The organism is Endozoicomonas sp. YOMI1 (assembly GCF_024606345.1).
Classification (GTDB): Bacteria; Pseudomonadota; Gammaproteobacteria; order Pseudomonadales; family Endozoicomonadaceae; genus Endozoicomonas.
Map to the genome: position 1 here is coordinate 1 of NZ_JAHHPM010000234.1, position 11,090 is coordinate 11,090.

General features: G+C 44.6%; 12 protein-coding genes and 2 pseudogenes. 11 read left to right on the forward strand and 3 right to left on the reverse strand.

The window, feature by feature from the left end; genetic code table 11:
* Positions 1 to 274: 274 nt before the first annotated feature.
* The 8 genes and pseudogenes from KDK15_RS08190 to KDK15_RS08225 form a co-directional block, all read left to right on the forward strand.
* Positions 275 to 456: pseudogene (locus tag KDK15_RS08190) on the forward strand (hypothetical protein); the annotation flags it as partial.
* A 191-nt stretch (positions 457 to 647) separates the two neighbouring features.
* Positions 648 to 1,307, forward strand: coding sequence for a LuxR C-terminal-related transcriptional regulator (locus KDK15_RS08195; protein WP_257294868.1), 660 nt, complete (start codon positions 648 to 650; stop codon positions 1,305 to 1,307).
* Entirely contained in the window at positions 1,307 to 1,729 is a 423-nt protein-coding gene (locus tag KDK15_RS08200; RefSeq protein WP_257294869.1) for a curli production assembly/transport protein CsgE, read from the forward strand. Before KDK15_RS08195 ends, KDK15_RS08200 begins: the two co-directional genes overlap by 1 nt.
* Complete coding sequence (locus KDK15_RS08205; RefSeq protein ID WP_257294870.1) at positions 1,726 to 2,139, forward strand: curli assembly protein CsgF; 414 nt, start codon at positions 1,726 to 1,728, stop codon at positions 2,137 to 2,139. The genes KDK15_RS08200 and KDK15_RS08205 overlap by 4 nt, the downstream gene beginning before the upstream one ends.
* A gap of 127 nt (positions 2,140 to 2,266) precedes the next feature.
* Entirely contained in the window at positions 2,267 to 2,995 is a 729-nt protein-coding gene (locus KDK15_RS08210; RefSeq protein ID WP_257294871.1) for a CsgG/HfaB family protein, read from the forward strand.
* Between the two features lie 152 nt (positions 2,996 to 3,147).
* The gene (locus tag KDK15_RS08215) at positions 3,148 to 3,885 is read left to right on the forward strand and encodes a hypothetical protein (protein WP_257294872.1); all 738 of its coding nucleotides are present in this window, start codon (positions 3,148 to 3,150) and stop codon (positions 3,883 to 3,885) included.
* Positions 3,886 to 3,963: 78 nt separating this feature from the next.
* A complete protein-coding gene (locus KDK15_RS08220; protein ID WP_257294873.1) occupies positions 3,964 to 5,040 on the forward strand; it encodes a hypothetical protein in 1,077 nt (358 codons plus the stop codon).
* Between the two features lie 301 nt (positions 5,041 to 5,341).
* Positions 5,342 to 5,899, forward strand: a complete 558-nt coding sequence (locus KDK15_RS08225) for an ankyrin repeat domain-containing protein (protein WP_257294874.1) — start codon at positions 5,342 to 5,344, stop codon at positions 5,897 to 5,899.
* Positions 5,900 to 6,025: 126 nt separating this feature from the next.
* On the opposite strand, the gene KDK15_RS08230 is transcribed toward KDK15_RS08225, so the two are convergent.
* Positions 6,026 to 6,292, reverse strand: a complete 267-nt coding sequence (locus KDK15_RS08230) for a hypothetical protein (RefSeq protein ID WP_257294875.1) — start codon at positions 6,290 to 6,292, stop codon at positions 6,026 to 6,028.
* Here KDK15_RS08230 and KDK15_RS21195 point away from each other — a divergent pair.
* The 3 genes and pseudogenes from KDK15_RS21195 to KDK15_RS08245 all read left to right on the forward strand — a co-directional run.
* A pseudogene (locus KDK15_RS21195) lies at positions 6,280 to 6,330 on the forward strand (hypothetical protein); the annotation flags it as partial. The gene KDK15_RS08230 and the pseudogene KDK15_RS21195 overlap by 13 nt on opposite strands.
* A gap of 434 nt (positions 6,331 to 6,764) precedes the next feature.
* Positions 6,765 to 7,145, forward strand: coding sequence for a LysR substrate-binding domain-containing protein (locus KDK15_RS08240; RefSeq protein ID WP_257294876.1), 381 nt, complete (start codon positions 6,765 to 6,767; stop codon positions 7,143 to 7,145).
* 237 nt (positions 7,146 to 7,382) lie between these two features.
* Complete coding sequence (locus KDK15_RS08245) at positions 7,383 to 7,847, forward strand: hypothetical protein (RefSeq protein ID WP_257294877.1); 465 nt, start codon at positions 7,383 to 7,385, stop codon at positions 7,845 to 7,847.
* Positions 7,848 to 7,888: 41 nt separating this feature from the next.
* Here the strand turns inward: KDK15_RS08245 and KDK15_RS08250 are convergent, their stop codons facing one another.
* Positions 7,889 to 9,238, reverse strand: coding sequence for a TolC family outer membrane protein (locus tag KDK15_RS08250; protein ID WP_257294878.1), 1,350 nt, complete (start codon positions 9,236 to 9,238; stop codon positions 7,889 to 7,891).
* A gap of 36 nt (positions 9,239 to 9,274) precedes the next feature.
* Positions 9,275 to 11,090: calcium-binding protein (locus KDK15_RS08255; RefSeq protein WP_373691351.1), on the reverse strand; the 1,816-nt coding region annotated here is incomplete at its 5' end.

The following is an 11,090-nucleotide window of genomic DNA, read 5'->3' on the forward strand; positions in this document are numbered from 1 at the left end:
TCTCGCAATCCTCGCTACGGGGTCGCCTAGACGGGCGCTATTCTCGGACAGCCTCTTGACTTCCGTTCATCAGTCAGTGGAGCGTATTCTAATAGTATACTAATCAATGACCCAAACCCTTATTATGAATAGCCTTTTTGACCCGATACATCCTGTAGACCGGATAACTTATTTCATTTTTTCTGGAATTCAGGAAAGCCAGAGCCTGTAGGACTTAACACTGACCTGCCGACAATAACTCCTGCATCCATGCTGACTCGGGTTTTCTCAACCGTTCTCCTTTAACAACCCTGCTGGTGCCTGCCCAACCCGTGATGGTCTGGGCATAAAGCAGTTTTTTGATCAGGATCGTATGTTAAACACCCGGAGCTGACTCTGGCAGAAGGTGCGATCAGAGGCTGGGATCGCCGCAGTGTATATTATTTTCACCTGCTGAAATCACTGGTGAGCCATTACGATAAATAAAAAGCGTAAAAAGGCTGCTTCAAACGTTATTGAGGCAGCTCCTCATGATTAAAAATCATTCAAAATGGTACTTTTTTACTAATAATTATTATCTTTTATTGACGGACCACTGTCCTTTATGTTCTTCTCTGCACCTGCCTGAGTAGCACAAAATAAAAATTACTACCGGTAAGTAAAAAATCATGACTCCCCAAACTACCATTCTGGTGCTCTCTGAGCAGAAGACGATGCAAAGCCGTGTTTTATTGTCTTTACTATCCGAGCACTTCAATATTGTCCAAGTGACTCTGGATGATTTTTCCAGGTCTCCTTTACCTGAATTCTCTGTTGCCATCATTGATCAAACCAATATTTCTCAGGATGTGCTCCAGAAAACGTTAACATCCCTCAGTAATTTCCAGACTCAGCCCACTCTGGCTTTGCTGAACGCAACTTCATTACCCGATAAAAACCTCCTGCGCAGCTTCCCTAACCTGAAAGGGGTATTTCAGGATTCTGATGACCTGAGAACCCTTATAAGAGGCCTGCACATTCTTGAATCCGGGGGCTATTACATGCCTGCGGCGATGGTTTCACAATTAATCGGGTTCGGTCAGCGCGGGAAACCCACTAAAACCGTTACTCCCAAAAACTTTCTGACCGAAAGAGAAAAACAAATTCTTGGTCTGTTGCGTACAGGGGCAACCAATACTGAAATTGCCGACCACCTATTCCTAAGCGAAAACACTATAAAAACGCATATATATAACACTTATAGAAAACTGAATGTGCGTAATCGGGCAGAAGCCATAGAGTGGAGCAATCTGACGCAATTTCAAGATAGTCAAGAAGAGACAGTCTAATGAAAAAAATATGGTTGTTTGCTGTCATATTTTGTTTGGTTTCTCTAACGGTCGCAGCTGGTTCCAAGTCTCAAAATGAAAAAAAAGATACCGAGGTGAGCCTGTCGGGACTGCTAATAAATCAAACTTTAACCCCACAAGGCAGGCGCTTTTATAAAACCTTCAGTAAGGAATGGCGTCTGCTCACCCCAAGAGATGAGTTCAATATCATTCTAAAAGAGCTTCCTGACCCTGCTCGCAGCAGTCAGATCAAGATCATTTGGAATCGTCAAACGTTATACAACACCTTTCTTGGCCCGGCACGCAACAAGATGTTGCAAAAGGCCAAAAGTGCAGCATCAATCGTTAATGATCGCCTTCAATACATAAAGATCATGCAATCCCTTCAAACCAACCCAGATCTAGCAGAGGATGAGCTATGAAAAGAACAAAAACCCGAGCCTGGTTTATCGGCATCATGCTGGCCACCGCAAGCCTGACTACCCAAGCCTCACAACTTGTCTATATTCCTGTTAACCCCAGTTTTGGTGGCAATCCAGGCAATGGGGCCTATTTATTAAACAATGCCCAGTCGCAAAATGATCATACCGCTTCAAACAATAATTTCGATATCCCCCGACAATCCGACCTGGATCGTTTTACCAGTACCCTGCAATCTCAGCTTTTAAACGATATTTTAGGGAACGCAGCTGGAGACACCGAGGTTAATCAAACACTGACATCTGGTAATTTCAAGATCAATTTGATCAATAATGGCAGTGGCTCACTCACGGTGACTGTAACGGACACAACAACTGGGGAATCCAGTGTTATCAGCCTTGCGACACAATAATAGATATAATCAGGTTGTTATCATGCTCAGATATTTCGGAATTTTGTTTAGCCTGATCCTCATGACTGGCTGTGCCGGATTGGTGAAGGACGATCTTTTTGGACCAGGCAATGCGGGTCCAACCTTAATGCCAAGGACAAGCACTTATCAGGATTTAATCAATCTTCCTGCGCCCAAAGGGAAAATTATCGCCTCCGTCTATTCATTTAATGATCAGACCGGCCAATATAGAGAATCACCCAACAGCAGTTTCTCCACGGTAGTCACGCAAGGAGCCACCGCAATGCTCAATACAGCATTACGGGATTCTGGCTGGTTTATCCCACTGGAACGGGAAGGGCTTCAGAATCTCCTTACTGAGCGAAAAATTATCAGGGCTCTTGATACACAGAACAACAGGGAAAGCCTGCCTGGGCTCATACCTGCGAATGTATTGTTAGAAGGTGGAATCATCGCCTACGAAACCAACACCAGAACAGGCGGTGCAGGGCTTAAATACCTGGGCATTGGCGCATCAGAAAAGTATCGCATGGATCAGGTAACCGTTAACCTGCGCGCCGTTGATGTCCGCAGTGGTCAAATCCTTCACAGCGTAAATGTCACAAAAACCATTCTGTCTAACGAAGTTCAGGCTGGTATCTACAAGTATGTGTTCTACAAAAAACTACTGGAGACCGAAGCGGGTTATACCACCAATGAACCTATTCAGCTGAGCTTAATGGCCGCTATTGAAGCAGCGGTTATTCATCTTGTGGCTGCGGGTATTCAGACGAATAACTGGTCTCTCAGTAATAGAGAAGATATAAAATCAGAAACACTTCAACGATATTTAGCTGAAGTAGCACCTGCCATTTGATTAAATTTCATACTATGAGAAGGTTTTCTTAAAAACCTTCTCGTGAAAAAGTACTAGCATTAAACATTTTTTTCACCCTTTTTGGCTATACATATCGACAAATTATTGACGCATAATCAGGCCCAGACCACTTGGTAAGCAGTTAATTTAACATGAATACAAGAATTAAAAAAAATTTGACCATTAGCTGTTTGACTACATTTTTCACTTCGTCTGTTTATGCCGCTCAGATTTACGATCTTGCCCCTGAATCCGAGCTTTCTCAATCTAGCGAATTGGATGCGTTTGACGCATTTTCTGTACAAAATATATTCACATATCAAAACGGCAGAAGTAATACCAGCGACGTACAACAATCAGGACTTAATCGATCTAAAAGCTATCAGTCGGGGACAAATAACAGTTCAAAAATTAATCAACAAGGTCAACTGAATACAGCTCATTCAGGCCAGGTCGGAGCAAATAACAACTCATTGATCCAGCAAGCAGGTTTTCGTAACATTGCTGTCAACCAGCAATCTGGTTTTGAAAACGAAAGTTCAATAAACCAAAATGGTTCAATGCTTTCGGCCAGCGTTATACAGACTGGCAATAGCAACTCGGCTTCATTAAGCCAGATTGATGCCTATAACAGCCTTGCAAGTATTACACAATACGGAAATATGAATAATGCTCAAATCACTCAACAAGGTTCATGGAACTACGCTGCAATCCAGCAATACGGGAACTCAAATGATGCCAGCATAAATCAGAATGGCGCTTTTAACTTGGCAACCATTGTTCAAATAGGGAACAATAATTCAACCACTTTAACTCAAGAAGGTTATGGGCTTGTCACCGGACTTGCTTATATTGGCAACAGCCAAGTCAATGTGTACCGATTTAATTAAATAAAAATGTAAAACTCTTTCCGTAGCCAGCTTATAACTGTCCGGAAAGTTTCTGCAAATAAACGAAGGATGATAATAATGAAAACAACGCTAAACACACTTACTGTAGCTATCATGCTGACTTCTGGTTTGGCTCAGGCAGCTGATTCAGCAAATGTACTTCAGTCAGGTAATGAAAACAAAGCAGTAGTTACTCAGCAATCAACTAATAATGTTAAGGCTGAGGTAACTCAAAACATGAATAAAAACAATGCAGAGGTCAAACAAATCGAAGCTTTGGAAGGTACTCTAGCTGTTATCGAACAAACTGGCGATAACCACTATGCCAAGACACATCAAAAAGACACAAAAAATTCAACCATAACGATTGATCAAGGGAATAGCAACAAAGCAACGGCTGAGCAACGTGCTTCTACTGACTCTAATATCAAAATAACTCAAACAAAAGATAACGACGCCTCTGCTTACCAACAAGGCATTGATTCAGAAATTTCTGTAACGCAGCAAAATAACAACAATGCATGGGTTGTCCAAAATGGTAATCGCAACTCAGTCACTATTGATCAAGGTGAATCCAATACTTCATGGGTAAAACAGGAAGCTAACGACTCTACGTTTTCAATTGATCAAAATTTGGCCAGCCATTCCACCGTCCGTGGAACTCAATTGGCAAATAATAGCAACGCTTACCTGAAACAAAATGCAGGCGTTGAACACTCTACTATTGTTGTATCACAGACTGGTGCTGGTTCTCACTATGCTGCAATCACACAATATCATGCTGATTACACTAATGCTGATGCCAATCAAAATGGATCTGGCCAGTCTTTGGTTGTAGAACAATTCAGAACTAATAATTCCACTGCAGAAACATACCAGTACGTCAAAGATAATAGACTAAGCCTGTCTCAACTTGATGGCGATAATAATAAGTTCTTAGGAACTCAGATTGGTGAAGGCAACATTATAGATGCCGCCAAGCGTTATGATCTCGGTCTTGAGAATAACGGTATTGGACAAAGTGGCAGTTTCAACGTAGCTGATCTTCGCCAAGTTGGTGTTAAGAATGGTATCGCTCTTACCCAGAGCGGATCAGATCAGGCTACTGTCCAGCAATACGGTAATAGCAATATGGCTTATGTTAATCAATATTGAGCAATTCTATATATCATTCAATCGTATGATGCAATAACAACAAACCGCAGCATGGTAACTTTTATACCCATGGAGATGTGGGTAGGCGGCAAACGAGTGAAGCCCCGTTAGCCTGAAAATAGCAGGTGATCGGGGGAGAGCAGCCAACACCTCCACATCTTCAAAGGCGATGGTTATATGCTGCGGTGTTAAGTTGGAACAACCTCTCCCCCCAACCCCGTCGCCCTAAACCACAAAACCTTCTCATTAAAAAGCAGCGAAAGCCTGGGGAAGGAATATTTGTAATTTTGCAGCTACGAATATGGAATTAAGAGAAATTTGTCAGCAAGAAATAACCATTCCAATCAAGTGTCGTGATATTTGTAAAAATAAACAGGATTATTCTAAACAAATTGTGGAGTTAATGAATAAATACAACCACTACCAAGAGGACTATGAAAATCCAACGTACAGACAGCAACCTTATTTATCATATGAACCCAAAGGGAATCCTATGCTTTTGGATGCTCTTTTTACTGGTTGCTCGTTACCGTATGCTGACAGTACGTTCGATGAATACACTGAAGAAATTGAAAAAGATATTAAAACTATGGTTAAGCTAAATCCACAAAGCATCCACTGTAATTTTGGCGAATTACGTTGTCGTACAAATGTAACACCCTTAATGGCAGCATGTGCTAACCCTAACATTCCTATTGATATTATTGAGTTGTTACTTGTAAATGGTGCAGACCCAAAGGTAAAAATTTCAGTTAATAATAAAGATCGATGCTTTCTTGAAGATCTTAATGAAGGCTTTACTTTGGAAGATGAAAGGCCCTTTCAAATCATAGAATTATTTAATAAATATGGGGGTTAAACTGTATGGTTGAATTTGGTAATTAATAATAATTATCTTTTTTGAGTATGCACAAGGAATTCCACCGCTACAAATGCGGAGGAGTTGACACAAATTTCATTATTTCAAACACGATAACTGTGAGGGTTATTTCATAAATCCATAAATAGCGTTCAGATACTGAACAACCCCTTTATTACCTTCCTGAAACTTATCTGGATGATAGCGCCTGATATCTTGCAAGATTTCCCCCCTCAATTTTCTCATTACTAAACGCTTCATTTCTTCACCCTTATCAAGCTGGCATTTCCTTATAACAGTGTCGACCACTTCCTTTGCAGAGTTTTTCCACTTCTCGACGATAGTTGCAACGGTTTTCCTGGTATTTTCATCTGCATAAAGTGCCCTCGGCAATCAGCTATACCGTTCGGAAACTGGAAGACCGCCTGGGCGTACAACTGTTTCTGCGTGATAGCAAACGAGTTGAACTGACACCCGCCGGTGAACACTTTATTGAGCATACCGATAAACTGCTTGCCGCCCTGGAGGAGCTTGAAAACAGTACACGACAACTGGCTACCGGATGGGAGCAGGAGCTGCGTATCGCCCTGGATAACGTGGTCAATCAGGGCAAGGTCTACGACCTGATCCATGATTTTCAGGAAGTTCGGCCGGAAACAGAGTTGGTGATCAACACCGAAGTTTATAACGGTTCCTGGGACTCCCTGTTTCATGGCCGCTGTCAGATTGTGATTGTCGCACCCCAGGATATCCCGGAAGCCATTCTCAATCAGGATCGCTTTGCCTGGCGCTCAATGGGGAATATGGCCTGGGACCTTGTGGTTGCCCCGACCACCCACTGGCGGATCAACAAGAGCCTCTGTCAATGGCAGAGCTGCAGGAACACCGCTCTATCTGTATCCAGGATACTTCACGGTTTTACCGTCATGGCTACAACCTGCTGCTGGAAAATCAGCAGGTGCTTCTGGTCCCCAGTTTCAGAGCCGCGATTGAATGCCTGTTAAGAGGGCTGGGGGCTACTATTTTGCCCAATCACTTTGCCAGACCCTATATCGAAGCAGGCTTGCTGGTTCGCAAAGAAGTGCCTGAGCTGCATTATAACGACGGCTGTCTGCTTGCCTGGAACCAGGAAAACATGGGGCAGGGCCTGAAGTGGGTGCTTGACTGGCTGGGCTCTGAGACATGGTTGAATAAAGTCTGGCTGCAGTACGATGAACAGATGCCAATGGGCTATCACGTACCCTGAATTTACCCTATGGAACTGCCCTGAAATAACTTCCACATTTCTACAGACGCTACCCGCTGCCCGCCACCCGAAAAGCCGACACCACCTGTGCCTTTGCGGGCAGCGGGCGGCGAACTCTTCCCAGACTGAGTAAAATGATGAAGTTATTCTGTCAGCAATACTGCCTGCGTTGTTAGACCATCCTCTGCAAAATCAATGATATAAAAGACTGGAAATGACTTGCAGTGGAGTACAGCTATGGAATCGATCAGGCCATTTTTCGGTCAGCAGAAGTTAACCATACAGGATCTGAGCCAGGATATGCTTGGCCTGCACAGTATGGATAGCATAGATAACCCTCTGGGCTGCCATGACAGCACGCTTGTGCAGATTGAGATGTACAGCCGGATGATCTGCTACGGCTTCAATAACCCATTCCCACATTCACGTCTGCACCTTGCTTTCGCGCTCCTCAGTATTAAAAGTCTGTTGCATCAGATCAGTCTTGCAGAGCTGGTGATAGGCTCTGCCGAGATTAAAGAGACACCGGTCAAACAGGTACGCCCGGATATCAAGCATATGGAAAAACTTGAACAGCTACTGGACTGTCCGATGATTGTCGGCAGTCTGCCAACGCTGAGAGAAGCACTTCGCTTTGTCCACAGCAGGGATCAACAGGAAATTTACGATATTCTTAAGCGTAAGCTGAAAGGCGACGGTTAACGCCAAATGGGGCAAGGAAACTTGCCCCATTGACTATCGGCTTAACGTGCAGCCACCACTTTCACACCACAAGTATTCTCAACCGGCAGGCTGGCATCCATTGCCGTCAATAATGAACCTGTGCTATTCAACAGGCGGAACTGGTTAAACAGCAGATCATAACGGGCATTGATTTCACTCTGCCGGGCAGACGTATACTCATTCTGGCTATCAAGCAGATCCATCAACGTTCGACTTCCCATCAGGAACTGCTTGTCATAAAGCTCTCTGGATTTCCCTGCCTGAACCACATGCTCCTCCAGCGGCCGTAAACGCTGAGATCCATAATCAATAGCCACCCAGGCCAGACGAATCTCTTCCTCCACCTGACGACGGGCCCGGTTGCGCACTTCAATCGCCTCATTCACCAGTTTGCTGGTCTGGCTGCGGCGGGCCTTATCACCACCACCGTTGTAGAGGTTATACGTCATATTCACTTTGGCGACATGGCTATAGGTATCCCCTTTGCCACCATTGGCATCGGTATTCCAGTTGGCCCCCACCTCCAGCTCAAAGCGGGGCATAAAGGCACTCTTACTCGCTTCATATTGAGCCTCCGCCGCTTGCACATCAGCACTGGCCAATTTCATCACCGGATGAATTTCTGTACCCAGCTTTAACGCCGCATCCAGAGAAACCGGTGTACCTGCAGGCACTTGAGGCAATGTATAAGAAGCCGGGAGATTACCCACCAGACGCTGGTATTGTGTTTTTACATCACGAAGTACAGACTCGGAACTGATCTCATTGGCCCTGGCCAGCACCAGACGACTCTGGGCCTGAGCCACATCGGCCTCATTACTGCGACCTTTGCGCCCCTGTTTTTCAATCAGTTCAACTACACGCTCATGCTCTGCGGAGTTGGCCTGCATCAGTTCAACGATGGACTGCTGACGCATTACATTGATATAGGCCTGAGTCACCTGCAGTGCCGTATTACTGGCTACCGAGCACACTTCCTGGGCAGCTGAGGCCTGCCTCGCCCTCTGGCGATCCACCTCACTGCCAACCGCAAAACCATCAAACAACATTTGACGTGCAATCAGGGAGGCATCCCGGCGGGTTCTGTCCTGGTCTTTACTGTCAGCATCGCCCACATTAAACGCACCAATTGTTGTGCTGTTACGGCTGTTCTCATAACCAATCCCGGCCGTAAAATCCACACTGGGCAGATACCCGGCCTTAGCCTGAGTAATTTCATCCATACGGGCATCCGCTTCGGTAGTACGAATCAGAATTTCCGGATTGGTCGCCAGAGTCTGATTGATAGAATCCAGCAGAGTATCTGCCTGAGCATTGGCTGTTAACACCGCTGCAGACAATATCGATACTGGTAAAAACTTCAGAAACATGCTTTTTCGCTCCTTTTCTAATTCAATTATTAGTATTTAAACGATCAGCTGGCCGTTGTTAATCAGCTGTTGAAGTACATCATTGCCATCAATGCCCGATCCATCCAGGTCACTCCAGCCAGTGGTTTTGTCAAAAACAATGGTGAGCTTGTCTCCCTTACCATCAAGGGTATCTGCTGTAAACTCGATAAATGCCTTTCCGCTTTGGTACTTTGCAGAAATTCCCTTTGCCTGCAGAGTCGCTGGATTGACGGTTTCATTAACACCAAAATCAACAAGGCCAGAAAGATCCAGAATATCCGCGTTGCTGTTTTCGCTCTGGGGGTCGCCCAAAACAAAATTCTCGATGAAATCCATCTGTGCAGTTTCTCCATCCAGCAAGTCTGCTATTTTGAAAATAAAATGATCAGAGCCAGCACCACCAATAAGTAGATCGTTTCCTTCACCCCCATCGATAAAGTCCTTACCCGCACCACCTTCAATCCTGTCATTCCCCTCATCGCCACTAAGGATATCGTCTCCGGCATTTCCCTTGATGGTGTCATTACCGGCAAGGCCATTAATGGCGTCGTTGTTGGCACTACCATTCAATGTCTCAACACCTTGAGTATCAGTTTGACGATTACCCGGAAGAACATCCGGAAAAATAGTGTAGTTAAGATCAAGTACGCTTTCCGTACTGTTATCACCACCTTTATCTTGCGCAGTCGCCTTAAAGGTCAGAGAGACATTTCCAACAAAATCGGGTGCTGGTTGCAACTCCATATTGGCAAGAGTCCAGTTACTAATGTCGATGGAAGTGGAACCTGCCGTAGCAGTGAACGAATGAGTCCCGTCTGTTAGAGTGACGCCCACAGGAATGTCTGAAACAGTAACGGTCAGACTTTCATTGTCGTTTACTGTCGCAGCGACAACATTCAACGGAATACTGGACGTTTTCTGGTAACCGACAGTCTCAACTCGAATATTGTCGATGATAGCACCAGTACTATCACTCTCGTCACGATCGGCAGCTAATATCTCCAAACGGGTATTTTTACCAGCAGCCACAAAATAAAAAGTTTGTGTCTTAAGATCAAAGACATCTCCTGGAGTAATGGTCGTAATCCAAGTCTTATTAATGACTTTGCCATTTGAATCCAGATCATGGACCCAGACTTCTACAGCAGACTCACTGCCACCATTGTCATTACGTATTGCATGGTCGAAGGTAAACTGAAATACTTCACCTGATATAGACTTGATATCTGCAAAGATATTGTAATCCCCATGATTCGCTTTCAACTCCAGCACATGGTTTGTAAAATTTTTACCTCCATATAAAGTTTCTCTACCAATTTCCAGAACATTTCCAGCATTGTCTGTCTGATAGCCTAAAGAGTCAGCTTTGACATCAATACGATACGCTTTACCCGGAGGTAACGGATGCTGAAAGTCACTAAACAGACTGGTACCTCTGGTAGTTGCATACATAATGGGAGCGACAGGTGTCGTATCTACAATAAGCTCATTGTGGGTATCATCGGATAAACTCCCTACATCTGGCGTAACAATATGTGCATCAACGTCATAAACATTTTCAAGCAACTTATCTTCTTCAGGAATCTTCAGGGTCCAAGTGCCTTTACTCTGATCATAAGTCAGTGGAGAAGGATCATTGATAGCGGGGTCATAAGAGTAGGTTTTTCCATTGACAGTAACAGTCAGTAGCTGTGAACCGGAAAGCTCTGCTGTGCCGGTTAACGTAGGTGTGCCAGTATGATCGGTCAGTTGGTTAACCGTCGGCCGAGGGATAATCACGTCCTGCTCGGCCGTGGCCCCCACGTTGTCCGCATCGTCCACGATCCGCAGT